The sequence below is a fragment of the Ideonella sp. FW305-24 genome, assembly GCF_058788035.1.
Map to the genome: position 1 here is coordinate 127,503 of NZ_JBYTAI010000006.1, position 25,957 is coordinate 153,459.

Consider the following 25,957-nt stretch of genomic DNA (forward strand, 5'->3'; position numbering starts at 1 on the left):
TGGCGGCCCGCCCGCATCCAGACTCATTGACGCTTCCTGACTCCAGCCCTGCAAAGGACATCCCCATGAGCACCCGCATCACCGAACACCGCCTGCAGATCGCCCCGGTGCTGCACCAGTTCATCAATGAACAGGTGCTGCCCAACACCGGTGTCTCGGCGGCCACCTTCTGGGCCGGCTTCGACGCCATCGTGCACGACCTGGCGCCCAAGAACGCCGCGCTGCTGGCCGAGCGGGACCGCATCCAGACCGAGATGGACGGCTGGCACAAGGCCCATCCCGGCCCCATCACCGACATGCCGGCCTACCAAGCCTTCCTGGCCAGGATCGGCTACACCGTGCCGGTGCCGGCGGACGTCAAGGCGACAACCGCCAACGTGGACGCCGAGCTGGCCACGCAAGCCGGGCCGCAGCTGGTCGTGCCCATCCTGAACGCTCGCTATGCGCTGAACGCCGCGAACGCGCGGTGGGGCAGCCTGTACGACGCGCTCTATGGCACTGACGTGATCCCCGAGGCCGACGGCGCGGAGAAGGGCAAGGGCTACAACCCAGTGCGCGGCGCCAAGGTCATCGCCTACGCCCGCCAGGTGCTGGACCAAGCCGCGCCGCTGGTCTCGGCCAGCCATGTGGACGCGACGAAGTACGCGATCGAAGCCGGCCAGCTGGTGGTGCACCTGAAGGGCGGCACGCTGACCGGACTGGCCGACCCGAAGCAGCTCGCCGGCTACCAGGGCGACGCGGCCGCGCCGTCTTCGGTCCTGCTGGTGCACAACGGCCTGCACCTGGACCTGCAGATCGACCCGACGACGGCCATCGGCAAGACCGACGCGGCAGGCGTCAGCGACCTGATCGTCGAATCCGCGCTGTCCACCATCCTGGACCTGGAAGACTCGGTCGCCGCGGTAGACGCCGAGGACAAGGTGCTGGCCTACCGCAACTGGCTGGGCATCCAGCTGGGCACGCTCACCGAGGAAGTCAGCAAGGGCGGCAAGACCTTCACCCGCCGCCTGAACGCCGACCGCGTCTACACGGCCCCCAGCGGCCAGGGCCAGGTCGTGCTGCACGGCCGCTCGCTGATGTTCGTGCGCAATGTCGGCCACCTGATGACCAATCCGGCCATCCTGTGGGGCGACGGCAAAGAGGTGCCTGAGGGCATCATGGACGCGGTGGTGACCACCACCATCGCGCTGCACGACCTGCGAAAGCGCCATGGCGAAGGATCGGCAAACGGCACCGGAGGTACCTCGGCCATCACCAACTCGCGCCAGGGCTCGGTCTACATCGTCAAGCCCAAGATGCACGGTCCAGCCGAGGTGGCGTTTGCTGCCGAGCTGTTCGGCCGCGTCGAGCAGCTGCTGGGCCTGGCGCCCAGCACCGTGAAGCTGGGCATCATGGACGAAGAGCGCCGCACCAGCGTGAACCTGAAGGCCTGCATTGCCGCGGCCGGCAGCCGCGTCGCCTTCATCAACACCGGCTTCCTGGACCGCACCGGCGACGAGATGCACACCGCCATGTACGCCGGCCCCATGCTGCGCAAGGGCGACATGAAGACCAGCGCCTGGATCCAGGCCTATGAGAAGAGCAACGTGCTGGTCGGCCTGCAATGCGGCCTGCGCGGCCGGGCTCAGATCGGCAAGGGCATGTGGGCCATGCCGGACCTGATGGCCGAGATGCTCAAGCAGAAGATCGGCCACCCCAAGGCCGGCGCCAACACCGCCTGGGTGCCCAGCCCCACCGCCGCCACGCTGCACGCGCTGCACTACCACCAGGTCAGCGTGGCCCAGGTCCAAAAGGAGCTGGAGCAGCAGGCGCTGGCCATGGACAGCAACGGCGAGCGCGAAGCCATCCTGGCGAACCTGCTGACCGTGCCGGTGGCCAAGGATGCCAACTGGAGCGAGGTCGAGCGCCAGCAGGAGCTGGACAACAACGCGCAGGGCATCCTGGGTTACGTGGTGCGCTGGGTGGACCAGGGCGTGGGCTGCTCCAAGGTGCCCGACATCCACAACATCGGCCTGATGGAGGACCGCGCCACGCTGCGCATCTCCAGCCAGCACATTGCCAACTGGCTGCAACACGGCGTGGTCGGCGAAGCCCAGGTGCGCGACACCTTCGCCCGCATGGCCCAGGTGGTGGACCAGCAAAACGCCAGCGACCCGCTCTACCAAAGCCTGGCCAAAAACCCCACCGGCGCGGCCTACCAGGCGGCGCTGGACCTGGTGTTCAAGGGCAAGGAGCAGCCGAGCGGCTATACCGAGCCGCTGCTGCACGCATGGCGGCTGAAAGTAAAGGCTGGGGCCTGAACGACCTCGGCGCAGTCGCTGGGAAAATTTTCAGTCCTGCGCCCAGACCACCGCCTGACCGCGCGCGGTCCAGCTTTCGTAGTGGTGCGCATACAGCGTCTCGACGCGGTTGCGCTTGATCTTGAAGGTGGGGGTGATGAGGCCGTTGTCCACCGTCCAGGCTTCGGTGACGATGACCAGGCAGGCGAGTTGTTCGTGCGGGTCCAGGCGCTGGTTGATGGCTTGCAGATGTTCGGCGAGTGAGGCGGCGAGTTCCATGCGCAAGGCGGTGTCGGCACATTTGGCGACCGCGTCGGCATTGAGCATCAGCAGCGCCAGCGGCTGGCCCAGGCTGGCGCCGCTGACGCAACAGGCCTCTACCGCCGGGTGCATCACCAGCTTGTCCTCGATGGGCGCGGGCGCAACGTACTTGCCCTTGCTGGTCTTGAACAAGTCCTTCACGCGGCCGGTGATGCGCAGGTTGCCCTGCTCGTCGTACTGGCCCTTGTCCCCGGTGTGCAGCCAGCCATCTTCGGTGAAGGCCTCGCGGGTCAGCTCGGGTTCCTTGAAGTAGCCCTGCATGACGGCCGGGCTGCGCATCTGGATCTCGCCGTCCAGCGGGTCCAGCCGGCTTTCGACGCCTTCATACGGAATGCCCACCGTGCCCGGCTGCGGCAGGCCGACCACCGTGGCGTGGCTGACGCCGCAGTTCTCCGTCATGCCGTAGACCTCGACGATGGACAGGCCCAGGCGCTCGTACCAGCGCAGCAGCTCGGGTGGCATGGGCGCGGCGCCACCGGCGGCCACGCGGCACTTGTCCAGCCCCAGCGCGGCCAGCACTTTCTTGCGCACCAGCTGGCCGACCAGCGGGATGCGCAGCAAGCGGTCCAGCTTGGCCTGCGGCATGCGCGCCAAGACGCCTTGCTGGAACTTGACCCACAGCCGCGGCACCGAGAAGAAGCAGGTGGGCCGGGCGCGCTGCAGGTCGGCGGTGAAGGTTTCCAGGCGTTCGGCGAAATAGACGCGCATGCCGGTGGCCAGTTGGCCATGTTCCAGCAGCGTGCGCTCGGCCACGTGCGACAGCGGCAGGTAACTCAGCATGCGGGCGCGGTGGTCGATCTCCAGGCGGCGCAGGCCGGAACTGATGGCCCAGGCGAAGTTGCCGAAGCTGTGCATCACGCCCTTGGGCGCGCCGGTGGTGCCGGAGGTGTACATCAGCGTGCAGAGCTCGCCCGGCTCTCGCAGTGGCTCGCCGGCCAGCGGCGCGCAAGCCGCCAGCAGCGCGTCCCAGCGTTCACCGCGTGCGCGTTCGGGTGCCAGCGGCATGCTCACGCAGGGCAGGCCGGCGGGAATGCCGGGCGCCATCGCGTCGAAGTTGTCCAGCTTGCCGATGAACAGCAGCCTGGCCTCGCTGTGGCTCAGGACCTGGCCTATGGTGTCGGCCGCCAGCGTGGGGTAGAGCGGCACCGAGACGTGGCCGGCCATCCAGATCGCGTAGTCGGCCATCAGCCACCAGGCGCAGTTCTTGGCCAGGATGGCGATCTTCGAGCCAGGCTCGAAACCTCGCTGCTGCAGGTGGGTGGCGATGCGCCGGGTCTGCTGAAGCACCTCGGCCCAGGTGAACTCGCGCACCTCGCCATTGCCGATGGGTTGCACGAAGGCCACGCGCTGCGGCTGCGTGCGTTCCCAGTGGTACAGCCGCTGCAGTGCCAGCGCCTCGGGCGGGGCCTCGACGAACTGGGTGTGCACGGACATCACCGATTCGGGAGCGAGGGGTGCATTCATGGGCCGGCCCTGTGGATGAACAAACGTCACCGCAGGCTAAGCGCCAGGCAAACGACCGCCATCCGCGGGAACCCGCGTTTGCGGCGGCGCTCAGGGAAGACACCGTTGCGGACAGCGCGGCAGGCTTGTGCCGCGGACCATTCACCGAAGGAAAGCGTCGTAGCCGGTCTTCAGGATCAGCGCGCTGACCACCAGGATGAACACGCCTCGCACGAAGCCGGCGCCGTGGCGCAGCGCCATGCGGGTGCCCAGCAAGCTGCCGGCCACGTTGGTGACCGCCAGCACCGCAGCCACCTGCCACCAGACATGGCCCTTCCAGGCGAACAGCAGCAGCGCGGCGCCGTTGGTCGCCGTGTTCAGGAGCTTGGCCGCGGCGGAAGCGTGCAGGAAGTCGTAGCCCAGGATGCGCACGAACAGGAAGACGAAAAAGCTGCCGGTACCGGGGCCGAAGAAGCCGTCGTAGAAGCCGATGCACAGGCCGATCACGCCGGCTGCCAGGCTTTCACGGGTGGCCGCGAGGCGCGGCGCGTGTTCGCGGCCAAGGTCCTTGCGGGCCAGCGTGTAGACCAGGATGGCCAGCAGCACCAGCGGCAAGGCCTTGCGCAGGCCGTCGGCACTGACCTGGGTGAGCGTCCAGGCGCCCGCCCAGCTGCCCAGCAGCGCCATGGCCACGGCCGGCATCAAGCCGCGCCAGTTCAGGCTGACGCGGCGCGCGAACTGCCGCGCCGCCCACGCGGTGCCCCAGATCGCGCCACCCTTGTTCGTGCCCATCAGCGAGGCAGGTGGCGCGCCGGGGTAGGTGGCAAACAGCGCGGGGACCAGTACCAGGCCGCCGCCACCGACGATTGCATCGACAAAACCAGCCAGCCCGGAGGCGGCCGCAACCACCAGCAGGTCCAGCATCGGTCGGTAAAAATTGGAAAGTGCCCGGGCGCCGCAACAGCGCTGCAAAACCTGGCCCCAGAATGGCGCAAGGGCGCCAACTAGCGTTGGCGCCCTTGCATTTTCACATTTTCATTTCTGCTCGGCCTGTACCGATCTCGCGATCTACAGGCCTTGCGGGCGGCATGAGTTCTGGTTATTGGCCCGGTTTGTCTCCTCGGGACCCCCTTCAGCAGCGCACCACAGAAGGGCATTGCGCTGAAAGTGCCTGCACTGTAATGGAGCAAGCACGTTTTTCGCATCAGGGCTTTCCCGGTCAAAATACGGATCTTTACCTACCCTTTCCGTCATCAGACAACTGATGCATGGGCCACCGGTGCACCTTCGCGTTGCGCAGCCTGCCGCTCGGCAATGATCCAGGCCGCCGCACGTTCGGCAATCATCAGCGTTGGCGAATTGGTGTTGCCGCTGGTGATGCGCGGCATCACACTGGCATCTGCCACGCGCAGCCCGCGCACGCCGCGCACGCGCAGCCGGCTGTCCAGTACCGCAGCGGAATCGTCGGCGCGGCCCATCTGGCAGGTGCCGACCGGATGGAAGATCGTCGTGCCGATGTCGCCCGCCAGCCGGGCCAGCTCATCGTCGGTCTGGAACTGCAGGCCGGGCTTGAGCTCCTTCGGCTGGTAACGCGCCAGCGCCGGCATCTGCACGATGCGACGGGTCACGCGCAGCGAATCGGCCGCCACGCGCCTGTCCTCTTCGGCCGACAGGTAGTTGGCCAGGATGGACGGCGCAGCAGCCGGGTCCCTGGAGGTGATCTGCACCCGCCCGCGCGAGGCCGGGTTCAAGTTGCAGACGCTGGCTGTGAAGGCGTTGTGGCGGTGCAGCGGCTCGCCGAAGGCGTCCAGCGACAGCGGCTGCACGTGGTACTCCAGGTTGGCCCAGCGCTTGCCCGGGTCCGAGCGGGTGAAGGCGCCGAGCTGCGACGGCGCCATGCTCATCGGCCCACTGCGGCGCAGCAGGTATTCCAGCCCGATGCGCGCCTTGCCCCAGTGCGAACTGGCCATGGTGTTGAGCGTGCGAACGCCGTTCACGCCGAAGACGGCGCGGATCTGCAAATGGTCCTGCAGGTTGGCGCCCACACCCGCCAGCGGCTGGCGCACCTCGATGCCCAGGCGCTGCAGCAAATCCGCCGGCCCCAGCCCCGAACGCTGCAGCACCGCTGGCGAGCCCACCGCGCCACAGGCCAGCACGACCTCGCCGCGGCAGTGCGCCTGCACCGGCGCGCCGCCATTCACCGGCAGGATCTCGACGCCGCTGGCGCGCAAGGCGCCGTCCGCGTCATGCGTGAACAGCAGGCGCTGCACCGTGGCGCCGGTCCACACCTGCAGGTTGGGCCGGCCCACCACCGGCCGCAAAAAGGCCTTGGCCGCATTCCAGCGGATGCCGCTGCGCTGGTTGACCTCGAAATAGCCCACGCCTTCGTTGTCGCCGCGGTTGAAGTCCGTCGTGGCCGGAATGCCGGCCTCTTCGGCAGCCTTGGCAAATGCGTCCAGGATCTCCCAGGACAGGCGCTGCTTCTCGACCCGCCACTCGCCGCCGCTGCGCTGGCCGCGCGGGTCGAAACCAGGCGCGGCATGCAGGCCGGGCACCTCGCCGCGCCAGTGGTCCTCATGGCGCAGGAAGTGCGGCAGGCATTCGTCCCAGCGCCAGGCTGGGTCGCCGGTCAGTTCGGCCCAGCCATCGTAGTCCCGCGCCTGGCCGCGCATGTAGATCATGCCGTTGATGCTGGAGCAGCCGCCCAGCACCTTGCCACGCGGGTAGCGCAGCTGGCGGCCGTTCAGGCCGGGGTCGGCGTCGGTCTGGTACAGCCAGTCGGTGCGCGGGTTGCCGATGCAGTACAGGTAGCCCACGGGAATGTGGATCCACAGGTAGTCGTCATGCCCACCAGCCTCGATCAGCAAGACCCGGCAATCGGGGTCGGCCGAGAGCCGGTTGGCCAGCAGGCAGCCGGCGGTGCCGGCGCCCAGCACGATGACGTCGTAAGTCGCTTCGCTCATGAATGTGATCTGTCTCCTGCGCCGACTGTAGACCCCGCGTTCGGCGGCGGGCACACTCGTGAACCCGCTCTGATTCCAATCCACTTGAACTCACATGCGCCCTGACCTGCGGCAATTGCAGGCGCTGGTCGCCGTGGCCACGCACGGCACGCTGGCCCGTGCCGCCGACACCCTGGCCTGCAGCCCAACCGCCGTCTCGATGCAGCTGGCCGGCCTGCAGCAGCGCCTCGGCCTGACGCTACTGCGTCGCACCGGCCGCGGCCTGGCGTTGACAGCCCAAGGCGAGCAGTTGCTGCCGGCGGCGCGCGACGCAGTGGACGCGGTGCAACGGCTCACACGGCTGGCCGAAGGCGGGCGCGGCACCGAAGCCGCCATGCCAGCCAACGTGCCCATCACGCTGGGCACCATCCTTGATCCCGCCGCCATCCGCCTGGGAGAATTCCTGCGTGCGGTGCGCCAGCGCGGGCCGCAGTTGCATCCGGAACTGCGCCACGGCATTTCCGGCAGCGTGATGGCCGAGGTGCTGGCCGGCCGGCTGGATCTGGCGTTCTGCCTCGGCGAGCCGGACGGCAGGCGGCTACAGGTGCTGCCGCTGGCCCCGGTGCGCTACGTGGTGATCGCGCCGCGCGGCTGGCAAGCGCGGCTGCAGGGCCGCAGCTGGGAGGCCCTGGCCGAGCTGCCGTGGATCCACACGCCACGAGACTCTGTGCACCACCGGCTGCTGCAGCCGCTGTTCAAGCGCCTGCAGCAGCGGCCACGCAGCGTCGCCCGCGTTGACCAGGAAGCATCGATGGTGGACCTGGTGAAGGCCGGTTTCGGCCTCAGCCTGGCGCGCGAGGCGGTGGCGCTGCGCGAGGCAGACCAGGCCGGCCTGGCTGTCTCGCGCTCACATGCGCTGGACACCTCACTGACGCTGATCGCCCGGCCGCCGGCCGCGAACCCGGAACTGCCAGCCGAGCGCGCAGCGGCCATCGCATTGCTGTTCGAGGTCGCCGCGCGCATCTGGCAGCCGGGCGCCGCGGCCAGTGAAGCGGTTCAGGACTGAACTTCGACCGACAGCCGGTGCTGCTCGCGCCATTCGCGACGCAGCAGGTCCAGCAGGCTGCCGGCAAGCGACCAGGCACCGAAGCCGACCATGCCCGCCGGCAGCGCCACCCACCAGCTGCCAACCCGCCACTCCGGCCACGCCGCGGCGACACAACGCGCCGCCAGCACCCACAGCATCGTGCCCCAGGCACCGCGGTACAGCACCCGCGCGGCCCAGTCGCGGGTCATGCGCAGGCACAAGCCCGCCAGGGCCAAGGTCATCATCAGCGGGCAGGCAATCAGGCAGACCGCCAGCAGCGCAAAGAACATGTCGAAGAACACGCCTGGCATGACTCACTCCGCAGCGGCACGAGGCACGGCTTGGGTCGGCGCAGTCGCCAGGGCCTCGTCGAACATCCGGTACCAGTCGACACCACGGGTCAGCCACATCACCGCCGCCACTGCGGCAAACAGGCCCACCGAGCCGATGACCAGCGCGGTCTGCTCGCGCTGCAGCAGCACGTACATCAGCCCGTAGAGCAGCGCCATCGCGCCACCGAAGGTGATGCCATCGCGCCGGCGGCCCAGCATGTGCGCGGTGTACACGCCCAGCAGCGAAACGCAGGCCGCGCTCGCAATGCCGTAGGCAATGCCAAACGCCAGGTGCTCGGACAGGCTGAGCAGCAGCAGGAAGAACAGCGTCAGCGCCAGGCCGACCAGCGCGTACTGGATCGGGTGCACGCGCCGCACCCGGCCGCGGCCCAGCACCTCGACCAGCGCCACCGCAATGAAGGTCAGACCGACGAACAGCAGGCCGTATTTGGTCGCCCGGTCGCTCAGCACATACGGGTTGACCGGGTCGATGAACGAGACGGCCAGCGTGTCCAGGCAGTCGGACGCGGCGGCGGCAACCGCGGTGGGATAGGCCGTTTCATCGCCCGGCTCGGCCAAAGCCGCGGCAGGTTCACACAGCTTCGCACCGGACAGCACCTGCCGCGGCGCGGCCGAGGCGAGTGCCGAGACCTGCCAGGTCGCATCGAAACCCTGGTCGGTGATGTCGCGCGCGGTCGGCAGGAAGCGCCCGCCGAACGACGGGTGCGGCCAGTCGGACTTCGTGACCCAGCGCGTGGCCTCACCGACCGGCACTAGCGCCAGGCGCGCGGTGCCCACCAGTTCCAGCTCGACGTGTACGGCCAGCGCGGCGCTGTCCGCCGCGGTTGGCCAACCCTCGGGCAGCTCGACATGGAAGCCCTGGGCCAGCTCGCCACTTGGCGTGCCCGGCTTGACCGCCCGCGTCTTACCGGCCACGGTGGCGCTGGCCTCGCGCACGCCGCGCACGTCGCTCAGGCCCAGCCACAGCACCGAGGGCCGGCACTGCAGCCGTCCGTCCGCGTGTTCGGCGCGCGGCTTCATCGCATCTGCCGACGCCCAGGAAGCGTCCAGCTTGAAGTGGCCGGCATAGCCGTTGACCTTGAACAGGCCGCGGTAGCGCGGCTCGCTGCGCAGAGTGCTGTCGACCGTCAGCTCGGCGGGCGCGGCCTGCAGCGTGAAGTCGCGCCGCTCGACGACGCGCTTGCGCTCCTTGCCCTCGCCGACCTCGCTGTCCCACTCTTCGCTGCAGGCGCGCTGCAGCAGCGGGCCGACCAGCGTCTGCGCCCCGGCCTGGGACTGCTGCACGCTGCGCACGGCGTCCTGCTGGCGCGCGGCGCGTTCGTCGACCAGGAAGCTGATGCGCGTGAGCACCAGCGACAACATCACGGCAAAGCCGCCCACGGCCAGCCCCTTGCCCAGCAATTGGTATTTCATCTGCCTGCCCTCTCGTTCGTTTGAATGCGATGGGCGGCAGCTTCCCGCAGGCCGGTGAAGCCAGCGAGGGCTGTGTGAAGCGAAGGTGAAGTGGGGCTACAAAGGAAAGCGCAGCGTGACGCGCAAGCCCGGCTGGCAGTTCTCGGCCTGCCAGCTGCCGCCGTGCAAGGCCATGACCTGGCCGACGATGGCCAGACCCAGCCCGCTGCCCTTGCGGCCGTCGCGCGGGCTGACAGTGGCGAAGAAGCGTTGGCCCAGCTGCGGCAGCGCGTAGGCCGGCGCACCGGGGCCGTGGTCGCGCAATGTCCATAGCAGCTCGCGGCCTTCGCGCCGCACGCTCAGTTCCAGCAGACCACCCGCGGCGCCGTGTCGGCAGGCGTTGGCCACGAGGTTGGACAGCGCCAGCGACAGCGCCTCGGCGTCGCCCTGCAAAGTCACTCGCTCCTGGCTCAGCCATTGAACCTGCAAGCCGGCCTGGCTCAGGCTGGCCTGGTGCTGGGCCAGCACCTGTTCGCTGAGTGCGACCAGGTCCACGGCCTCGCGGCGCGCCGGCGCCTGCCGGCTTTCGAGCTTGGAGAGTTCCAGCGCGCTGTCCACAAGGTCTCGCAGCCGGTCGACCTGGTCGTCGATCTGCAGTGCAAAGCGTTGGCGGTCCGGCGCGGGCAACTCGTCGCCCAGCAGCTCGGCAGCGCCCTGGATCGCCGTCAGCGGGCTTTTCAGCTCGTGCGTCAGCGCGCGCACGTCGTGCGCCAGCTGCTCGCGGCCTTCCAGCCGCAGGCGCATGCGGTCCATGGCTTGGGCCAGCTCGCCGAGCTCGCCCGGCAGGTCCGGTGGGCGCGGCGCGGTGGCCGTGTCGTGCGTGCCGACCGACAGCGCATAGCCGCGCAGCCGCCGCACCGAATGCACCGCCCACCATGTGACCAGCAGACCGATGGCCAGCGACAAGCCAAGCAGCCACACGCCGGCCCAGAAGATCTTTTGCTCGGCGCGGTCGATGAAGGGCTGCACCGTGGCCATGGGCTTGCCGACCGTCAGCACGCCCAGCAGCTTGCCACCGCGCTGGACGGGTGCGGCCACGTACATCACGGAGGTGCGGTCGTCGGCCTGCACTTCGCGCGTGGCGCGTGCACCGTATTCGCCGCGCAGCGTGCGCGAGACGTCGCGCCAGCGCGAGTAATCGGCGCCGGTGGCCGGCGTGGGCGCGGAGTCGAACACCACACGGCCGGCGGCGTCGGTCACGTAGACGCGGAAGTCCAGGCTGCGCTTGTCCAGGCCCCAGATCTTCGCGTCCACCGGCCGGCTGGCATAGGCCTGCACCTGGCGCGCAAAGGCGCTGCCCGCCAGCGTGCCGCCGGGCGGCAGCACGGCCAGGTCGTCGGCCGCGGACTCGGCCAGCAGGTTCGCGCTGTCGACCAGGATGTCTTCCATCACCTCGCGCACGCTGGGCTTGATCTCGGCCAGGAAGACGCGCAGCACGAAAAATGCGGCCAGGCCACTGATCAGCAGGAAGCCACCGAGCAGGCGCAGGCCGAGGCGCATGGGCTCAGCGCGCCGCAGGTGGCGGCAGCTCCAGCGCATAGCCCAGGCCACGGTGCGTGGTGATGGGCTCCAGGTCCGGCCGGCAGTCGCGCAGCTTGGCGCGCAGGGTCTTGACGTGGGTGTCCACGGTGCGGTCGGTGGCCTCGCTCTGCTGGCCCCAGGCGGCGTCCAGCAGCCATTCACGCGACAGGATGCGGCCGGGCGCCTGCAGCAGCGCAACCAGCAGCCGGTATTCCAGGCGCGTCAACGGCAAGGGCTGGCCGGCGTAGCGCACGCGCTGGCCAGCTTCGTCCAGCTCGAACAGGCCGCCAGCCTGCGGCGCCGGTGCCGCGAAACTGGCGCGGCGCAGCAGCGCGCGCAGCCGTGCGACCAGCTCGCGCGGGCTGAACGGCTTGGTGAGGTAGTCGTCGGCACCGGTCTCCAGCGCCAGCACGCGGTCCATCTCCTCTGCGCGAGCGGTCAGCATCAGCACAGGCAACACGCGCAGCGCGGCGTCCTGGCCCTGGCGCCAGGCGCGGCAGAGGTCCATGCCGTGGCCGTCGGGCAGGCCCAGGTCCAGCACCGCGGCCTGCGGTGGCTGGCGCACCGCAGCCTGGCGCGCTTCGCCGAGCAGCAGGTGGTGCTGCACCTCGAAGCCTTCGCGTTGCAGCGCAAAGACGACAGTGGCGGCAATTGCCGGGTCATCCTCCAGCAACAAGATCATGACAGCCCCTCGTCCGACGTGTACGTCGGCCGGTCCCCCGAGGGAACGCGGGCCGGCTTGGGAGCGGCCCGGCGCTCGGCCCGCTTTGAAGGTGTGGTCATGGATTGAGGTCAGCTGAAACTGGTCGCACCCAGCACCGGGAACAGCTTCAACAGCCCGTCGGCCAGCAGTTCCACCGCCATCGCCGCGAGGATCAGGCCCATCAGCCGGGTCATCACGTCGATGCCGGTCTGGCCGAGCACGCGGGCGATGCGGCCTGCGGCCGAGAAGACCAGGAAGGTCGCCACGCCGACCACCACGCCGTAGCCCACCAGCACCGCGTGCTCCCAGAAGGTGCGGGTCTTCTCGGCATAGATCACCATGGTCGAGATCGTCGCCGGGCCGGTCAGCAGCGGCACGCCCAGCGGCACGACGGCGATGGACGCGCCTGCTTCGGCCTTGGCGCGGCCTTCCTGCACGTCCCTGGGCCGGGTGTCGCCGGGCTGGGCATTGAGCATGTTGATCGAGGAGATCAGCAGCAGCACGCCACCGCCCACCTGGAACGAGGGCACCGAGATGCCGAAGAACTCGATGATCTTCAGCCCGGCCAGGCTGCTGATGGAAACCACCAGGAAGCCGGTCAGCGAGGTGGTGCGCAGCGTCCTGCGCCGCTCCTCGGGGGTCATGCCCTGGGTGAAGTGGATGAAAAACGGCACGACGCCGATCGGGTTGACGATCGCCAGCAGCGCGATCAGCGGTTTGAGCAGGTCCATCTCAGGTGTTTTCCAGGGCCAGTCGGTTCAGGATGCGACCGGCCAGTTGCCGCACCAGTTGCAAGCCTTCGATCGCCATGCCGCCATGCCAGGACAGCGCCTCGCCGTCCACCGCCAGGCATTCGGCGCGCGGGCAGAGTTGTTGCACGGCCTGCACGTCGGCCTCTTCGAAGCGGTAGGGCTCACTCGGCAGAAGCACCCAGCGCACATCGGCCAGCCACGGCTCGTCGCCGCGCAGCACGGGGTAGCGTGCGGCGCCGCTGGCACCGCCTTGTGTGTCCGGCAGCGTCATCAAACCGGCGTGCGCCAGCAGGCGGCTGATGTAAGTGTCGCGTGCCACCGACATCCACGGCGCGCGCCAGACCAGGCAAAGGATCTCCTCGCGTGCCACAGGCGGTGCCAGGCTGGCCTGCCAGGCCGCAGCAAAAGCAGCCCGCTCGGCGGCCAGCGCCTGCGCCACGCCGGGCAGCTCGCCAAACGCGGCGGCCAGCTGGTCCAGCAGGGCGGGATGATCGCCCGGGCCGCAGGGATGCGTGACGATGAGCTGCAGCGGCGCACCATTTGCAGTGCGCCATTCGCGCAGCGCCTGGACGGTGTCGAGCCGGTTTTCGTCGACATTGACCAGCACGTGGGTCGGTGCGAGCCGCTGCAGCTTGGCCATGTTCACGTCCTTGGTACCACCGACTTTCGAAACTTCCCGCACGGCTTGGGCCGGATGGATGCAGAATCCAGTTCTCGCGACCAGCCAGGGCCCCAGGCCCAAGCGCACCAGCAGCAGCGTCAGGCTGGGCACCAGGCAGGCAATGCGGCAAGCGCTGGCAGGCTGCAATTCGTCAGGCATGGCCGCGATCCATGGAAAACACCGGCCGAGTCTCGCATGCTTGGCAACCCGCTACATCGGCCATCAAGGCCTGTGCAGCCGGCATCAATTGGTGGTTCCCTGGTCTGGCTGCAGATGCAGCGCAGAAAAACGACAAATTGACAAGCAAGCTTTTGCCGCGAACGCAAAAATAGTCTCATAATGGGCTGGGGCAGCTTGCTTTTGCTGCCTCGTGTTTGCTGTGTATGGACGCGGCACCTTCGCTTGATGGTTCACGCTGGGTTGAAGCTCCACATGGTCTTTTTGTGATTGATAGGAGCGTTCCCCATGGGAAACAAGCTTTATGTCGGCAACCTCGCTTACAGCGTGCGCGACGACTCTCTGCAACAAGCGTTTGGTGAATTTGGTACCGTCACGTCCGCCAAGGTCATGATGGACCGCGAAACCGGCCGTTCCAAGGGCTTCGGCTTCGTGGAAATGGGCTCGGATGCCGAAGCCCAAGCCGCTGTGAACGGCATGAACGGCCAGCCTCTGGAAGGCCGCGCCATCGTCGTGAACGAAGCACGTCCGCGTGAAGAGCGTCCGGGTGGCTTCGGTGGTGGTGGCGGCGGCGGTGGTAGCCGCAGCGGTGGCGGCGGCTACGGCGGCGGCGCAGGTGGTGGCGGCGGTGGCCGCAGCCCCTACGGCGGTGGCGGCGGTGGTGGTGGCGGCTACGGCGGTGGTGGCGGCGGTGGTGGTCGCAGCCCCTACGGCGGCGGTGGCCGCAGTGGTGGTGGCGGCGGCGGTGGCCGCGGCGGCTACTGAGCCAAAGCTCAGCCAAACCCTGCCGGTGATTTGAGCCGGCGGGTTTGAAACCAAAGTTGCGCGAGCTTCGCGCACCAAGAAAAACGCAGCGTTCACCGCTGCGTTTTTTTTCGTCCTCGCGGCAAAAGCGCTCGGGCGGCGCACGGTGGCGTCCTTGCGAACGTCTGAACAATGACGCCAAGCGCCCACGCCACCCGCAAGCGCCAAGCGCGGGGCCCACCGACGCTAACCAGCGCCCGGCTCAGCTGTCGCCGCGCCGCTTCTTGCGGCCGCGGCCTGCCAACAAACGGTCGAACACCGGGTTGGGCAGCAGCCGCAGCAGCTTGGCCACCACCCCCATTTGCCAGGGGATCACGCGGTAGCTGGTGCCCGCCGCAATGGCCCGGAAAGCCCTGTCGGCAAATGTCTCGGGTGTCAGCAGAAACGGCATCGGATAGGTATTCGACGCCGTCAGCGGAGTTTGGATATAGCCTGGCAACAGCGTCACGACGCGCACGCCGTAAGGCCGGCATTCCCCGCGCAAACTCTCGCAATAAGCCACCACTGCGGCTTTGCTGGCGCAATAGGCCCCATGCCCAGGCAAACCCCGGATCGCCGTGACGCTGGCAATGCCGACCAGCGTGCCGCGGCGCTGGGCCTGCATGGCCGCGAGGAAGGGATGAAAGGTGGCCGCCAGGCCCACGTTGTTGGTCGCGAAGGTCTCCTGCATCACCGCCAGGTCCTCGCGCACCGTGCTGTCCATGCCGACGCTGATGCCGGCGTTGGCAATCACCACATCCGGCAAACCAGCTTCGGCCATGCAGCGCTGGCCGGCGGCGACAATGCTGTCGACCTGCTGCACGTCGGCCGCGTAGACGTGAAAGTCCCCTGCCGCCCAGCCTTGCTGCACCGCCCAGGCCTGCAGCACCTCGGCCCGGCGCGCTACCAGCGCCACGCGCCAGCCAGCCGCGTGATAACGCAGGGCCAGCGCCTGGCCAATGCCGCTGGAGGCACCGGTGATGAAAACCAGCGGTTTCACGGCGCTCACCGTTTGCCGCTCCGGTCCGGCGTCATCACCGCGCGGGCCGGGCCGGTCAGCGTCAAGATGCTGCTGGCTTCGTCGTAGACCATCGCATCGGCGGTGAATTCGCTGCGGCCCTGGCGCACCTGCACCGGCCGCTCGGAGCGCACCACGTGGGCCCTGAAATCGGCCAGCAGGTGCTCGCCGACGAAGTCGACGGTTTCGCCGGTGTTGCCGGTGCTGATGACGTGCGCGCCCCCAATCAGCTGCACGACCGAGCCGTCGCCGGCGGCAATCGCCTCGCGCGCGGTGGCACGGGTCACCCGGCCGTCAGGGTCGTAGCCTTCGACGTGCACCGTGTCGATCTCGACCTCGTCGGTGTCGGGAAAGTGGCGCAGGTGTTCGCCCTGGATCTGCACCTTGAGCCGGCCGCTGGGGTCGTAGCGCTGCAGCGTGAAGCGCTCCAGCCGGTAGTCCGGCACATGGGCCGGGGCCGAGCGCAGCCGCTCGCTTGGCGGCTGCGGCGAATTCTTCACCAGCCACCAGGAGCCCAGGGCCAGCAAGGTCATGATCAGCAACGGAATGGCGGTGCCCAGCAGGCTGCCAATGCGCTGGCGCCAGCTGGCGCGGATGTCGGCGGCGCTCGCCTGGTCGGGCGGCGGCGTTTTCTCGTGCCCCAATGCCACGGGCACCTCGGGCAGGTCAGGCAAATGCAGCTGTGGACTCATGCGCGCGGGCTCAGGCGCCGTCCAGCGTCGTCAGGTGCCCGTGCAGCAGGCTGGCGTAGCGGCCATTGGCCATCAGCATCAGGTCGCAGAATTCGCGCGCGGCGCCGTGGCCGCCGGCGGCGGCGGTGACGTGCTGGGCCAGCGCCTTGGCCTCGGCGTGGGCGTTGGCCGGCGCGCAGGCGAAGGCGGCACGCTGCATCAGCGGCAGGTCCGGCCAGTCGTCGCCCATCGCAGCCACGTCGGCCCAGTCCAGGCCCAGCGAGGCCAGCAGCGGGCCGGCAGCGGCGAGTTTGTCGTGCACGCCGTAGATCGCATGCTGCAGGCCCAGGTCGGCCACGCGGCGGCGCACGGCCGGGGAATCTCGCCCGGTGATGACCAGCGGCGTGATGCCGCCTTGCACCAGCAGTTTCAGGCCCTGGCCATCCAGCGTGGAGAAGGCCTTGAACTGTTCGCCGCTTTCGCCGATGTAGATGCGGCCATCGGTCAGGCAGCCATCGACGTCGAAGATCGCGGCCTTCAGGCCCAGGCCGCTGCCCTGGGCGCGCAGCAGCAGTTCGGGCGGGAAGGACAGCGCGGCAGCAGGCATCGCCATCGTCAGATCACCTTCGCGCGCAGCAGGTCGTTGGTGTTCAGCGCGCCGACCAAGTGGCCGGCGGCGTCCACGACCAGCACGCTGGTGATGCGGTGCTGCTCCATCAGGTCGGCCGCTTCGACCGCCAGGGCGTCGTCGCGGACCAGCTTGGGATGCGGGTGCATGACCTGGTGCGCCTTCATTGCGCGCAGGTCGGCCCCGGTCTCGATCATGCGGCGCAGGTCGCCGTCGGTGAAGATGCCCAGCACCTTGTCGCCGTCGACCACCGCGGTCGCGCCCAGTCCCTTGCTGGTCATCTCGCGCATGGTCGCGCTGAAGCTGGCATCGGCCGGCACGCGCGGTACCTGCTCGCCGCCGCGCATCAGGTCGCGCACGTGCATCAGCAGCTTGCGGCCCAGCGCGCCGCCCGGGTGCGAGCGGGCGAAGTCGTGTTCGCGGAAGCCGCGTGCGTCCAGCAGCGCCACGGCCAGCGCATCGCCCATCGCCATCTGCGCGATGGTGCTGGCGGTGGGCGCGAGGTTCAGCGGGCAGGCTTCCTTCTGCACGGCCGTGTTCAGCACGAAATCGGCATGCCGGGCCAGCGAAGAGTCCGTCCGGCCTGTCATCGCGACCAGCGTAATGCCGAGCCGGCGCATCGGCGGCAGGATGGCGTTGAGCTCGTCGCTCTCGCCGGAATTGGAGATCGCGATCACCACGTCGCCCGGCGTGACCATGCCCAGGTCGCCATGGCTGGCTTCGCCCGGGTGCACGAAAAACGCCGGCGTGCCGGTAGACGCCAGCGTGGCGGCGATCTTGCGGCCCACGTGCCCGCTCTTGCCCATGCCCATCACGATCACCCGGTGGCGGGTGTCCAGCATGGCCCGCATGGCCTGCACGAAGGCGCCATCAATCTGCCCGCGCAGCGCCAGCAAGGCGTCGGCCTCGATCGTCAGGGTCTCGCGGGCCAGGGAGAGCGCGCGCTCGGCATCGAAGGGTGAGGTGGGGTTCAAAGCGGTGGTCTGGTTCAGAATGGGGCGATTTTAGGTCGACGAACGGTCCCCCCGCTGCATGGCATCCACCCTCGAGCTGGTTCTGCTTTATCTCCTGGCCGCGGTGGTCGGCGTGGTCGCCTGCCGGCTGGTCAAGCTGCCACCCATGTTGGGCTACCTGGCGGTGGGCGTGCTGATCGGGCCGAATGCCCTGTCGCTGGCCAAGGATTCGGCCGCTGTGAAGTACCTGGCCGAGTTCGGCGTGGTGTTCCTGATGTTCGTGATCGGGCTGGAATTCAACCTGCCCAAGCTGCGCAGCATGCGCACGCTGGTCTTCGGACTCGGCCTCAGCCAGGTGATGCTGACCATCCTCGGCGCGGTGGCCGGCAACCTGGTGCTGGCCTGGCTGTTCTCGTTCACCCGCATGGGCTGGGAGCTGGGTTGGGCCGGCGCCATTGCACTGGGCGGTGCGATGGCGATGTCGTCGACCGCCATTGTCGTGAAACTGCTGGCCGAGCGGCTGGAGCTGGAAAGCGAACACGGCCGGCGCGTGATGGGCGTGCTGCTGTTCCAGGACCTGGCCGTCGTGCCGCTGCTGGTGCTGATCCCGGCGCTGGGCTCGCCGGGCGGCGAGATGGCCATGGCGCTGGGCATTGCACTGCTGAAGGCGATTGCACTGCTGACGGTGCTGCTGGTCGGCGGCCAACGCTTCATGCGCTGGTGGCTGACGCTGGTGGCGCGGCAGAAGAGTGAAGAGCTGTTCGTGCTGAACCTGCTGCTGGTCACGCTGGGCCTGGCCTGGATGACCGAACACGCCGGGCTGTCGCTGGCGCTGGGCGCGTTTGTCGCCGGCATGCTGGTGGCGGAGACCGAATACAAGCACCAGGTCGAGACCGACATCCGGCCCTTCCACGACGTGCTGCTGGGCCTGTTCTTCATCACCATCGGCATGAAGCTGGACTGGCGGCCGGTGTGGGACGAATGGTTCCTGGTGCTGCTGCTGACGATGATGCCGGTGATCGCCAAGGCCGCGCTGGTGGCGGGCCTGGCCTGGGCGTTTCGCGCAGCGCCTGGCGTGGCCATCCGCACCGGGCTGTACCTGGCGCAGGCCGGCGAGTTCGGCTTTGTGCTGCTGAGCCTGGGCGCCGAGCAGCACCTGATCAATCCGCGCTGGATCAGCCCGGTGCTGGCCTCGATGGTGCTGTCGATGCTGGCCACGCCCTTCATCGTGATGTACAGCAACCGCATCGTGATGCGGCTGGCGGCCAGCGACTGGCTGATGCAGTCGGTGCAGCTGACGACCATCGCCAAGAAGGCGATCCGAAACGAGCAGCACGTGATCATCTGCGGCTTTGGCCGCAGCGGGCAGAACCTCTCGCGCCTGCTGGAGCAGGAAGAGATCCCGTACATGGCGCTGGACCTGGACCCCGACCGCGTGCGCCAGGCGGCTGCGGCCGGGCAGAGCGTGGTCTTTGGCGACGCTGCGCGCTTGCAAAGCCTGATGGCGGCCGGCCTGTCGCGCGCGGCGGCGGTGGTCATCAGCTACCCGGACACGCCGTCGGCATTGAAGATCCTGGGCCTGGTGGGCCGGCATGCACCGCAGGTGCCGGTGGTCGTGCGCACCATCGATGACACGGACCTGGAAAAGCTGCGCGCTGCCGGTGCGACCGAGGTCGTGCCCGAGGCGGTGGAAGGTTCACTGATGCTGGCCAGCCATGCGCTGGTGCTGGTGGGCGTGCCGATGCGCCGCGTGATCCGCCTGGCGCGGGACGCACGGGACGCGCGCTACAGCCTGCTGCGCGGCTACTTCCACGGCGCCGACGACAACGCCGGGCCGGAGAACCAGGCCGCGCGGCTGCGCTCGGTCAGCCTGCCCGCCGGTGCGGCCTGTGTCGGCCAGACGCTGCACGCGCAGGCGCTGGCCGAGCTGGAGGTGCAGGTGGTCTCGGTGCGGCGGGCCAACGGCCACGTGATGGCGCCAGCCGACACGTTGCTACTGGCGCCGGGCGACACGCTGGTGCTGTCCGGCCTGAGCGAGGCGCTGGCGCTGGCAGAGGCCAAGCTGCTGGAAGGCTGATGGGTTGAGCGCAAAATCTCGGGCCGCGCAAGCAGCCCGAACCGCCTCATGACCATCGCCCCCGCCCTGCTCACCGACCGCCCGAGCGACTACATCCGCGAGCACATCCGCACCGTGCCGGACTGGCCGGTGCCGGGCGTGCAGTTCCGCGACATCACGCCGCTGCTACAGAACCCGCGGGTCTTCCGGGTGCTGATCGACCAGTTCGTGCACCGCTATTTCGACACCCGGCCGGACGTCATCGCCGGGCTGGATGCGCGCGGCTTCATCATCGGTTCGGTGCTGGCCTACGAGCTGAACGTCGGCTTCGTGCCGATCCGCAAGAAGGGCAAGCTGCCTTTCACCACGGTCGAGGAGACCTACGAGCTGGAATACGGCAGCGCGACGGTCGAGGTGCACACCGATGCCGTCAAGCCTGGCGACCGCGTGCTGCTGATCGACGACCTGATCGCCACCGGCGGCACGATGATGGCCGGCAAGCGGCTGCTGGAGCGACTGGGCGCAACGGTGATCGAAGGTGCGGCCATCGTCGACCTGCCGGAGCTGGGTGGGTCTGACAAGCTGCGCGAGGCTGGCCTGCCGCTGTTCACCCTCGTCGATTTTTCAGGCCCTTGAATGGGGCACCCGGTTCGCCGGGTACGGCAAACCACTCAGGCGAGCGGCAGCCCACGGTCCAGGTTGGCACGCATGCGTTCGGACATCACCGCGCCGATGGAGCGCAGCAGCTCGATGCCCATGTCGCCTTGGCGGGTCAGCAGCTCTTCGAAGCGCGGGCGGGTCAACACCCACACCACCGCAGGCGACATGGCCTCGACCTGGGCCATGCGCGGGGTTTCGCCGAACATGCTGGGCTCGCCGACCACCGCACCGGAGCGCAGGATCGCGACGGCACGGCGGGCGGGGCCGGCGTCGGGCACGTAGACCTGCAGCGTGCCGCTTTCCAGCAGGTACATGTTGCGGTCCATGTCGCGGTGGCGGATCAACAGGTCACCGGCGCGCAGCTTGTGCTGCTGCAGGTAACTCTCGAACAGCGCCCACTGCTTGTCGTCAAAGCGCGGCCTGAATGCATCGTCTGCATTCAAGGACTGAATGGCCTGGACCAGCACGCTCGACATTGTTCTTCTCCTGGAACTGCTTGCCACGGGCCCGCGCCCAAGCGCAGCAACCCATTGATTGGCAATGCCGGATTATTGGATCGGGGCGATGGCTGTAACAATCCCCCAAACTGGGCATTCATCGCCGCGCTGGCGCCGTTCGTCCTCAGCAGGCACGGAACGTGGCGGCAAAATGACCTAACTTGCGGGCACGATTTTCGCAGTTCTGCATGGCCGCAGCGCGCCTCTTGCGCCGCCTTACCCAGGAGCCGACGAACCGTCATGCTGCAAGCACTGGCCCAGGGCCCGCTGGACATCATTGGCGACGTGCACGGTGAAGCCGACGCGCTGGACCAGTTGCTGGCGCGGCTGGGTTACGACACCCTGGGCCGGCACGCGCAAGGGAGGCGGCTGGTGTTCGTTGGCGACCTCTGCGACCGCGGGCCGGACACGCCACGGGTCTTCGCACGGGTGCGCGGCATCATCGAAGCGGGCCACGGCCAGCTGGTGCTGGGCAATCACGAGCTGAACCTGCTGCGCGGCGAGCGCAAGGACGGCAACGACTGGTTCTGGGGCCAGGACTCGGACCGCGACCGCAAGTACGAGCCCTACATGCGCCTGCCCGGCGACCAGCGCCAGGCGCTGCTGCGCTTTCTGATGCGGCAGCCGTTTGCACTGGAGCGGCCGGACCTGCGCGTGGTGCACGCAGCCTGGCACGCGCCCTCCATCCAGGCGCTGCGCCAGCTGCCCACGCCTGCGCCGCCGCTGCACGAGTTGTTCGACCACTGGGAAGCCACCACCGAGCGCCAGCTGGCCGACAGTGGACAGTTTGCAGCCAGCCAAGCCGAACGCAGCAGTTGGGCCGCGGCGCTGGTCAACCCGCGCAGCAGCGTGCCGCTGCTGCCGGGTGTGGCGGGTTACGAAGTGGGCCGGCAGATGGGCAACCCGCTGCGGGTGCTGACCTCGGGCCTGGAGCAGCCCGGCAAGGCCACCTTCTTCGCCGGTGGGCAGTGGCGTTTCGTCGAACGCGTGGCCTGGTGGGACCACTACCAGGAGCCGGTGCCCGTCGTCTTCGGGCACTTCTGGCGCCGGGTGCAAACCCCGGCTTCGTCGCCCCACGCCAAGGCCGAGCCGCAGCTGTTCGCCGGCATCGCACCCCATGCCTGGCACGGCGCGAAAGGCAATGTGTTCTGCGTCGACTTCTCGGCCGGCGGCCGCTTCCACGAACGCCGCCACGGCCAGGCTGTCGGCCACACCACGCCGCTGACGGCACTGCGCTGGCCCGAGCGCACGCTGGTGTTCGACCACGGTGGCGAGCTGCCGACCAGCGGCTTCGGCAAGCCAACGCCGAGCTGAATCTGGCCTACTTGCCGATGCAGAAGCGGCTGAAGATCTCGCCTAGCAAATCGTCTGCACTGAAGCGGCCGGTGATGCTTTGCAGCGCCAGGTGGGCCAGCCGCAACTCTTCGGCGAACAGGTCCAAGGCCTGATCGGCCTGGCTGGCATGCGCGGCCGCCCCGGCCAGGTGCTCGGCCGTCTGCCTGAGTGCCTGCACATGGCGGCTGCGGGCGATGAACACGCCTTCCGGTGCGGCTTGCCAGCCGGCGCGTTTCAGAAGCTCCTGGCGCAGCGCCTCCAGGCCGGCGCCGGTGCGGGCAGAGATCAGCAGGCGGCCGTCGCTGCCGGCTGCCACGCCTGTGTCGGCCTTGTTGAACACCTGCAGCAGGCGCGCCGGGTCGGCCGTCGCGAGGCGTTGCGCGATGCGGGCGTCGGCCGCCTGGTAGTCGGCATCGGCCAGCCGGGTCAGGTCGTGCAGGAAAACGATGGCGTCCGCGCTGTGGATGGATTCCCAGCTGCGCGCCATGCCGATGCGCTCGACCTCGTCGCCCGCTTCGGCGTCGTCCCGCAGGCCGGCCGTGTCGGTGATGTGCAGCGGCACGCCTTCGATCTGGATGGTCTCGCTGACACGGTCGCGCGTGGTGCCGGCAATCGGCGTCACGATGGCCAGCTCGGCGCCGGCCAGCGCATTCAGCAGCGAGCTTTTTCCGACGTTGGGCTGACCGGCCAGCACCACGCGCAGGCCTTCGCGCAGCAGCGCGCCCTGGCGCGCGCGGGCCGTCACGGCGTCCACCGCGGCGCGGATCGCGGCCAGCTTGCCGCGGGCGTCGGCCTTCTCCAGGAAATCGATTTCTTCTTCCGGGAAGTCCAGCGTCGCCTCGACCAGCATGCGCAGGTTGACGATGCGCTCGGCCAGCTGCTCGACCTCGGCCGAAAACGCGCCGCCCAGCGAGCGGCTGGCCGAGCGCGCCGCCGCCTCGGTGCTGGCGTCGATCAGGTCGGCCACGGCCTCGGCTTGCGCCAGATCCAGCTTGTCGTTCAGGAAGGCACGTTCGGTGAATTCACCCGGCTCGGCCAGGCGCAGGCCGATGCCGGCGCCGGCCTCCAGGCAGCGCGCCAGCAGCAGTTGCAGCACCACCGGGCCGCCATGCGCCTGCAGCTCCAGCACGGCTTCGCCGGTGTAGCTGTTCGGCGCGGGGAAAAACAGCGCCAGGCCGTGATCGATGGGCTGGCCGGTGGCGTCCCGGAACGGGCCGTAATGCGCCTGGCGTGGCTTCAGCGGCGCGCCGATCAGCGCGTCAACCAATGGCTGCAGCTGCTTGCCCGACGCGCGCACGATGCCCACCGCGCCGCGGCCGGGCGCGGTGGCAATGGCGACGATGGGGTCGTGATGGCGGCCTAGCGATGACATGGCCGGATTGTCGGCGATGCCCGCAGGCGGCAAGGGTTGGCGCGGAGGGGACCGGCCGGGACGCGCAAACGGCGCCTCGGTCGGTCCCAGGTTGCAGCAAGCCGCAAACCCGCCCCGCAACTGGCATATCGGCACGCCGCAAGCGGATTTCGATCAGTGAAAACCACGACGCCCCGGCAGCCAGAGGCTCGCCGGGGCGTCGTGCAAGGGCTCAGGGAATGGCCGTCAGGCGACACCCAGCCGCTTGTTGATCACGTACTGCTGGGCAATCGACAGCAGGTTGTTCGTCACCCAGTACAGCACCAGTCCGGCCGGGAAGAAGAAGAACATGAAGCTGAAGGCCAGCGGCATGATCCACATCATCTTGGCCTGCATCGGATCGGCCGGCGCCGGGTTCAGCGCCACCTGCAGCAGGCTGGACGCGGTCATCAGCAGCGGCAGGATGTAGAACGGATCCTTGGCCGACAAGTCATGGATCCAGCCCAGCCACGGCGCGCCGCGCATTTCCACCGACGACAGCAGCACCCAGTACAGCGCGATGAAGAACGGCATCTGGATGAAGATCGGCAGGCAGCCGCCCAGCGGGTTGATCTTCTCCTCGCGGTAGATGCGCATCATCTCCTGCTGCATTTCCTGCGGCTTGTCCTTCATGCGCTCGCGCATTTCCTGGATCCGCGGGTTGACGGCCTTCATCTTGGCCATCGAGGCATAGGCCTTGGCATTCAGCCAGAAGAAGGCGATCTTCAGCAGCACCACCAGGCCGATGATGGACCAGCCCCAGTTGCCGATCATCTTGTGCAGGTTGACCAGCACCCAGAACAGCGGCTTGGACAGCACCGTCAGCCAGCCATAGTCCTTGACCAGTTCCAGGCCGGGCGCGAGCGCTTCGAGCTTGTTTTCTTCCTGCGGGCCGACAAACAGCGTGGCGTCGCTGGTCTTGGTGGCGCCAGGTGCCAGCTCGCCCACCGGCTGCAGCATCGACACCGTGTACAGGCCGTTCGGCAGCTTGGCGCTGCGGAAGTCACGCGGGCTGCCGTCCTTCACCAGCCAGGCGCTGGCGAAATAATGCTGCACCATGCCGACCCAGCCGTCGTCAGCGTGCTGGATGTGCAGCGGCGAATCGCCAGCCTCGTGCTTGTCCAGCGACTTGAAGTCGATCTTCTGGAACTTCTTCTCGGCGGTGTAGACGGCCGGGCCGGTGAAGGTGCTGTAGAAGGACGAGCCACCTGCGGGCGCCACGCTGTCGCGCTGCAGCTGCAGGTAGAGCTGCGGCTGCAGCGGGGTGCTGCCGACATTGACCAGCTCGTGCTTCACGCCCATCGTGTATTCGCCACGGCGGAAGGTGTAGGTCTTGACCAGCTTCAGGCCGCCCACATCAGGCGACTCGAAGCGCACCGACAGGCTGTCCTGCCCGTCCTTCAGCGTGCGCTCGCCCGGCGCCACGCTCATCAGCGTCAGGTGCGTCGGCAATTGCGCGCCGTTCGGGCCGATCACGCCGGTCTGGGCCAGGTAATGGTGGCCGGCGCTGTCCAGCACCGCGACCGGCTTGGTCGGATCGGCATCGTCCTTGTACTTCGGCAGCTCGACCCGCACGATGTCGCCACCGCGGGTGTCCAGCGTCACGTTCAGCACGTCGGTCTTGACGGTGAACTGCTCGCTGACCGCCGGTGCGGCCGGGCTGGTCGTGCCGGGCACGCCAGCCGTGCCAGCCACCGCAGGCACGCCTGCAGCGGAAGTCGCCGCGCCAGCAGCCGAGGCCGCCGCACCGGACTCGGCCACCGGGGCGCCGAACAGCGTGGGATGGCCGTTGTGCTTGTTCCACCCGTCCCAAAGCAGGACGAGCGACATCGTGAACACCACCCACAAAAGGGTTCGGCGCATATCGGTCATGAGGAAGGCCCGGAAGATGTCTTTGCGACAGGAGAAGGATAGGCGCCAGGCCCGCTGGCCTCGGCGAACAGATGGCGGAACAGGCGCGGCCGCTCAACGGGCACCGGGTCGCAGCCACCGGCACAGGCCGGATGGCAGCGCAACAGGCGCGCGGCGGTCAGGTAGCTGCCGGCTGCGGCGCCGTGTTGCGCCAACGCGTCCAGCGCGTAGCGCGAGCAGGTCGGCTCGAAGCGGCAGCTGCTGCCCAGCCAGGGGCTCAGCAGCAAGCGATAGGCGTGCACGGGCCCGGCCAGCACACGGCGCGGCCAAGCCCGCCAGCCCCGAACAGGGGACAGCGAAGGCGGTGCGGCATCGGCAACAGGCTGGGTCACGGCCGCACAGATGGTGTCCGGTCGCGACAAAA

At 68.7% G+C, this 25,957-nt stretch carries 23 protein-coding genes; 6 read left to right on the forward strand and 17 right to left on the reverse strand.

All coding sequences use genetic code 11. The features are described 5' to 3' along the window. Positions 1-65 precede the first annotated feature (65 nt). Positions 66-2,300 (forward strand): malate synthase G, encoded by a 2,235-nt coding sequence (locus tag AC3WR5_RS17760; RefSeq protein ID WP_492485988.1) that lies wholly within the window; start codon positions 66-68, stop codon positions 2,298-2,300. Between the two features lie 30 nt (positions 2,301-2,330). Here the strand turns inward: AC3WR5_RS17760 and AC3WR5_RS17765 are convergent, their stop codons facing one another. From AC3WR5_RS17765 to AC3WR5_RS17775, 3 genes are all read right to left on the reverse strand, one after another. After that, positions 2,331-4,064, reverse strand: a complete 1,734-nt coding sequence (locus tag AC3WR5_RS17765; RefSeq protein WP_492485989.1) for an AMP-binding protein — start codon at positions 4,062-4,064, stop codon at positions 2,331-2,333. A 141-nt stretch (positions 4,065-4,205) separates the two neighbouring features. Beyond that, positions 4,206-4,967: a TSUP family transporter gene (locus AC3WR5_RS17770; protein ID WP_492485990.1), complete on the reverse strand. Its 762-nt coding sequence runs from the start codon at positions 4,965-4,967 to the stop codon at positions 4,206-4,208. A gap of 329 nt (positions 4,968-5,296) precedes the next feature. After that, positions 5,297-7,006 carry a GMC family oxidoreductase gene (locus AC3WR5_RS17775; RefSeq protein ID WP_492485991.1) on the reverse strand — a complete coding sequence of 570 codons (1,710 nt, stop codon included), beginning with the start codon at positions 7,004-7,006 and terminating at the stop codon, positions 5,297-5,299. Between the two features lie 94 nt (positions 7,007-7,100). On the opposite strand from AC3WR5_RS17775, the gene AC3WR5_RS17780 reads away from it, so the two are divergent. Then, positions 7,101-8,051, forward strand: a complete 951-nt coding sequence (locus AC3WR5_RS17780) for a LysR family transcriptional regulator (RefSeq protein ID WP_492485992.1) — start codon at positions 7,101-7,103, stop codon at positions 8,049-8,051. On the opposite strand, the gene AC3WR5_RS17785 is transcribed toward AC3WR5_RS17780, so the two are convergent. The 6 genes from AC3WR5_RS17785 to AC3WR5_RS17810 all read right to left on the reverse strand — a co-directional run bounded on the left by AC3WR5_RS17785 (position 8,042) and on the right by AC3WR5_RS17810 (position 13,673). After that, on the reverse strand, positions 8,042-8,383 hold the full coding sequence (locus tag AC3WR5_RS17785; protein WP_492485993.1) for a hypothetical protein: 342 nt from the start codon (positions 8,381-8,383) through the stop codon (positions 8,042-8,044). The genes AC3WR5_RS17780 and AC3WR5_RS17785 overlap by 10 nt on opposite strands. Before the next feature lie 3 nt (positions 8,384-8,386). Beyond that, positions 8,387-9,838, reverse strand: a complete 1,452-nt coding sequence (creD, locus tag AC3WR5_RS17790) for a cell envelope integrity protein CreD (RefSeq protein ID WP_492485994.1) — start codon at positions 9,836-9,838, stop codon at positions 8,387-8,389. A 96-nt stretch (positions 9,839-9,934) separates the two neighbouring features. Continuing rightward, positions 9,935-11,377, reverse strand: coding sequence for a two-component system sensor histidine kinase CreC (gene creC / locus AC3WR5_RS17795; protein WP_492485995.1), 1,443 nt, complete (start codon positions 11,375-11,377; stop codon positions 9,935-9,937). Between the two features lie 4 nt (positions 11,378-11,381). Next, positions 11,382-12,080, reverse strand: coding sequence for a two-component system response regulator CreB (gene creB, locus AC3WR5_RS17800; RefSeq protein ID WP_492485996.1), 699 nt, complete (start codon positions 12,078-12,080; stop codon positions 11,382-11,384). A gap of 110 nt (positions 12,081-12,190) precedes the next feature. Continuing rightward, positions 12,191-12,832 (reverse strand): MarC family protein, encoded by a 642-nt coding sequence (locus tag AC3WR5_RS17805; RefSeq protein ID WP_492485997.1) that lies wholly within the window; start codon positions 12,830-12,832, stop codon positions 12,191-12,193. A gap of 1 nt (position 12,833) precedes the next feature. Then, positions 12,834-13,673 carry a helical backbone metal receptor gene (locus AC3WR5_RS17810; RefSeq protein WP_492485998.1) on the reverse strand — a complete coding sequence of 280 codons (840 nt, stop codon included), beginning with the start codon at positions 13,671-13,673 and terminating at the stop codon, positions 12,834-12,836. A 306-nt stretch (positions 13,674-13,979) separates the two neighbouring features. On the opposite strand from AC3WR5_RS17810, the gene rbp reads away from it, so the two are divergent. Continuing rightward, positions 13,980-14,456: an RNA-binding regulator gene (gene rbp, locus AC3WR5_RS17815; RefSeq protein WP_231010596.1), complete on the forward strand. Its 477-nt coding sequence runs from the start codon at positions 13,980-13,982 to the stop codon at positions 14,454-14,456. A 241-nt stretch (positions 14,457-14,697) separates the two neighbouring features. On the opposite strand, the gene AC3WR5_RS17820 is transcribed toward rbp, so the two are convergent. The 4 genes from AC3WR5_RS17820 to AC3WR5_RS17835 are packed head-to-tail and all read right to left on the reverse strand — an operon-like array spanning position 14,698 to position 17,765. Continuing rightward, entirely contained in the window at positions 14,698-15,474 is a 777-nt protein-coding gene (locus AC3WR5_RS17820) for an SDR family oxidoreductase (RefSeq protein WP_492485999.1), read from the reverse strand. 5 nt (positions 15,475-15,479) lie between these two features. Then, positions 15,480-16,184 carry an LPS export ABC transporter periplasmic protein LptC gene (lptC, locus tag AC3WR5_RS17825; protein WP_141291868.1) on the reverse strand — a complete coding sequence of 235 codons (705 nt, stop codon included), beginning with the start codon at positions 16,182-16,184 and terminating at the stop codon, positions 15,480-15,482. 10 nt (positions 16,185-16,194) lie between these two features. Then, complete coding sequence (locus tag AC3WR5_RS17830) at positions 16,195-16,776, reverse strand: KdsC family phosphatase (RefSeq protein WP_492486000.1); 582 nt, start codon at positions 16,774-16,776, stop codon at positions 16,195-16,197. 2 nt (positions 16,777-16,778) lie between these two features. After that, positions 16,779-17,765: a KpsF/GutQ family sugar-phosphate isomerase gene (locus AC3WR5_RS17835; RefSeq protein WP_492486001.1), complete on the reverse strand. Its 987-nt coding sequence runs from the start codon at positions 17,763-17,765 to the stop codon at positions 16,779-16,781. Between the two features lie 58 nt (positions 17,766-17,823). On the opposite strand from AC3WR5_RS17835, the gene AC3WR5_RS17840 reads away from it, so the two are divergent. Next, on the forward strand, positions 17,824-19,821 hold the full coding sequence (locus AC3WR5_RS17840) for a cation:proton antiporter domain-containing protein (RefSeq protein ID WP_492486002.1): 1,998 nt from the start codon (positions 17,824-17,826) through the stop codon (positions 19,819-19,821). 48 nt (positions 19,822-19,869) lie between these two features. Then, positions 19,870-20,436, forward strand: coding sequence for an adenine phosphoribosyltransferase (locus AC3WR5_RS17845; protein WP_492486003.1), 567 nt, complete (start codon positions 19,870-19,872; stop codon positions 20,434-20,436). Between the two features lie 35 nt (positions 20,437-20,471). On the opposite strand, the gene AC3WR5_RS17850 is transcribed toward AC3WR5_RS17845, so the two are convergent. Further along, positions 20,472-20,936, reverse strand: coding sequence for a cyclic nucleotide-binding domain-containing protein (locus AC3WR5_RS17850; RefSeq protein WP_141290360.1), 465 nt, complete (start codon positions 20,934-20,936; stop codon positions 20,472-20,474). Positions 20,937-21,197: 261 nt separating this feature from the next. Between AC3WR5_RS17850 and AC3WR5_RS17855 the strand changes: the two genes are divergently transcribed. Continuing rightward, a complete protein-coding gene (locus AC3WR5_RS17855) occupies positions 21,198-22,271 on the forward strand; it encodes a metallophosphoesterase (protein WP_492486004.1) in 1,074 nt (357 codons plus the stop codon). Positions 22,272-22,278: 7 nt separating this feature from the next. Here the strand turns inward: AC3WR5_RS17855 and mnmE are convergent, their stop codons facing one another. The 3 genes from mnmE to yidD form a co-directional block, all read right to left on the reverse strand. Then, a complete protein-coding gene (mnmE, locus tag AC3WR5_RS17860; RefSeq protein ID WP_492486005.1) occupies positions 22,279-23,664 on the reverse strand; it encodes a tRNA uridine-5-carboxymethylaminomethyl(34) synthesis GTPase MnmE in 1,386 nt (461 codons plus the stop codon). Between the two features lie 225 nt (positions 23,665-23,889). Next, complete coding sequence (gene yidC / locus AC3WR5_RS17865; protein ID WP_492486006.1) at positions 23,890-25,554, reverse strand: membrane protein insertase YidC; 1,665 nt, start codon at positions 25,552-25,554, stop codon at positions 23,890-23,892. Then, positions 25,551-25,889 carry a membrane protein insertion efficiency factor YidD gene (gene yidD / locus AC3WR5_RS17870; protein ID WP_492486296.1) on the reverse strand — a complete coding sequence of 113 codons (339 nt, stop codon included), beginning with the start codon at positions 25,887-25,889 and terminating at the stop codon, positions 25,551-25,553. Before yidD ends, yidC begins: the two co-directional genes overlap by 4 nt. Between the last annotated feature and the right edge of the window lie 68 nt (positions 25,890-25,957).

What these genes read in the sequence shown, in the direction of transcription:
- AC3WR5_RS17760 (WP_492485988.1), top strand. Translation starts at nt 66, where the DNA reads ATGAGCACCCGCATCACCGAACACCGCCTGCAGATCGCCCCGGTGCTG.
- AC3WR5_RS17765 (WP_492485989.1), bottom strand. Translation starts at nt 4,064, where the DNA reads ATGAATGCACCCCTCGCTCCCGAATCGGTGATGTCCGTGCACACCCAG.
- AC3WR5_RS17770 (WP_492485990.1), bottom strand. Translation starts at nt 4,967, where the DNA reads ATGCTGGACCTGCTGGTGGTTGCGGCCGCCTCCGGGCTGGCTGGTTTT.
- AC3WR5_RS17775 (WP_492485991.1), bottom strand. Translation starts at nt 7,006, where the DNA reads ATGAGCGAAGCGACTTACGACGTCATCGTGCTGGGCGCCGGCACCGCC.
- AC3WR5_RS17780 (WP_492485992.1), top strand. Translation starts at nt 7,101, where the DNA reads ATGCGCCCTGACCTGCGGCAATTGCAGGCGCTGGTCGCCGTGGCCACG.
- AC3WR5_RS17785 (WP_492485993.1), bottom strand. Translation starts at nt 8,383, where the DNA reads ATGCCAGGCGTGTTCTTCGACATGTTCTTTGCGCTGCTGGCGGTCTGC.
- creD (WP_492485994.1), bottom strand. Translation starts at nt 9,838, where the DNA reads ATGAAATACCAATTGCTGGGCAAGGGGCTGGCCGTGGGCGGCTTTGCC.
- creC (WP_492485995.1), bottom strand. Translation starts at nt 11,377, where the DNA reads ATGCGCCTCGGCCTGCGCCTGCTCGGTGGCTTCCTGCTGATCAGTGGC.
- creB (WP_492485996.1), bottom strand. Translation starts at nt 12,080, where the DNA reads ATGATCTTGTTGCTGGAGGATGACCCGGCAATTGCCGCCACTGTCGTC.
- AC3WR5_RS17805 (WP_492485997.1), bottom strand. Translation starts at nt 12,832, where the DNA reads ATGGACCTGCTCAAACCGCTGATCGCGCTGCTGGCGATCGTCAACCCG.
- AC3WR5_RS17810 (WP_492485998.1), bottom strand. Translation starts at nt 13,673, where the DNA reads ATGCCTGACGAATTGCAGCCTGCCAGCGCTTGCCGCATTGCCTGCCTG.
- rbp (WP_231010596.1), top strand. Translation starts at nt 13,980, where the DNA reads ATGGGAAACAAGCTTTATGTCGGCAACCTCGCTTACAGCGTGCGCGAC.
- lptC (WP_141291868.1), bottom strand. Translation starts at nt 16,184, where the DNA reads ATGAGTCCACAGCTGCATTTGCCTGACCTGCCCGAGGTGCCCGTGGCA.
- AC3WR5_RS17830 (WP_492486000.1), bottom strand. Translation starts at nt 16,776, where the DNA reads ATGGCGATGCCTGCTGCCGCGCTGTCCTTCCCGCCCGAACTGCTGCTG.
- AC3WR5_RS17840 (WP_492486002.1), top strand. Translation starts at nt 17,824, where the DNA reads ATGGCATCCACCCTCGAGCTGGTTCTGCTTTATCTCCTGGCCGCGGTG.
- AC3WR5_RS17845 (WP_492486003.1), top strand. Translation starts at nt 19,870, where the DNA reads ATGACCATCGCCCCCGCCCTGCTCACCGACCGCCCGAGCGACTACATC.
- AC3WR5_RS17850 (WP_141290360.1), bottom strand. Translation starts at nt 20,936, where the DNA reads ATGTCGAGCGTGCTGGTCCAGGCCATTCAGTCCTTGAATGCAGACGAT.
- AC3WR5_RS17855 (WP_492486004.1), top strand. Translation starts at nt 21,198, where the DNA reads ATGCTGCAAGCACTGGCCCAGGGCCCGCTGGACATCATTGGCGACGTG.
- mnmE (WP_492486005.1), bottom strand. Translation starts at nt 23,664, where the DNA reads ATGTCATCGCTAGGCCGCCATCACGACCCCATCGTCGCCATTGCCACC.
- yidC (WP_492486006.1), bottom strand. Translation starts at nt 25,554, where the DNA reads ATGACCGATATGCGCCGAACCCTTTTGTGGGTGGTGTTCACGATGTCG.